The following is a 1010-nucleotide window of genomic DNA, read 5'->3' on the forward strand; positions in this document are numbered from 1 at the left end:
CGCGGCGCCGGGGAGCGTGGTGCCGGCGCGGCGGTTCTCGGCGCGGGTGTACGGCCACCACACCGATCTGTCGTCGTACGCGGGGCGGCGGGTGGCCGTCGTCGGCGGCGGGCAGTCGGCGCTGGAGAGCGCCGCGCTGCTGCACGAGGCCGGTGCCACGGCACAGGTCCTGGTGCGTGAGCGGACGGTGTTGTGGGGCCTGGTCCCGGAGCCGGCCCGGTCCTGGCCGCAGCGGCTGGCCAAGCCGGCCTCCCCGCTGGGCACGGGCTGGGTCCTCGCCGCGGTGTGCGCGTCACCGGGTGGGGTGCGGTGGCTGCCCGCGTCGGCCCGGCTGCTGCTGTTCCGGCGCGCGCTCGGGCCCTCGGGCGGCTGGTGGCTGCGGGACCGGGTGATGGGTGTCGTACCGGTGCACACCTCACGGCGGGTCACCGCTGCCGTGGTCCGCGGGCCGGAGGTGCACCTGGACGTCGTCGGTCCCGGGGGACGACGCGATTCCCTCACCGTGGACCACGTGCTGGCGGCCACGGGTTACCGGCTGGACCTGGACGCCTTGCCCTATCTGTCCTCGACGGTCCGGCATGCCGTGGCGTGCGTGCCGGGATCCCGGGCGCCCGCCCTGCGGGGGACGTTCGAGTCGTCGGTGCCCGGCCTGTACTTCACGGGCTCGCTCGCGGCCCCCGTGTTCGGTCCGATGATGCGGTTCGTGGCGGGGACCGAGTTCGCCGCCGTCCGGATTGCCCGGCACCTCAGGGCCTACTGAGGGCCCGTCAGCGGTGCCGGGCGATCGGTTCCCCGGTGTCGGAGGCCGCCGCTGTGCCGAGGGTGGTGTCGTCCGCGGGGGCCGCCGGCACGTTCCCCCGTCCTTGCCCAGCGCGGCTGACGGCTCCAGGCCCAGGTCGCGCACCAGGGTGGTGCGCAATCGCTCACCCGCGAGGTCCCCACGCTCCGCGAGGCCGAGATCGCCTCGGTGGCCCGCTACGAGCACCTCTTCACCCGCTACCTCCTCGGGC

At 75.7% G+C, this 1010-nt stretch carries 1 protein-coding gene and 1 pseudogene; both read left to right on the forward strand.

Translation table 11 applies throughout. The features are described from left to right. The coding region (locus ABZ646_RS47265; RefSeq protein WP_360534132.1) for an NAD-binding protein at window positions 1–760 on the forward strand (760 nt) is incomplete at its 5' end. Window positions 761–922: 162 nt separating this feature from the next. Next, window positions 923–1010 (forward strand): annotated as a pseudogene (locus ABZ646_RS47270) (TetR family transcriptional regulator); the annotation flags it as partial.

The sequence above is a fragment of the Streptomyces sp. NPDC007162 genome (genome assembly GCF_040634175.1).
Lineage (GTDB): Bacteria > Actinomycetota > Actinomycetes > Streptomycetales > Streptomycetaceae > Streptomyces.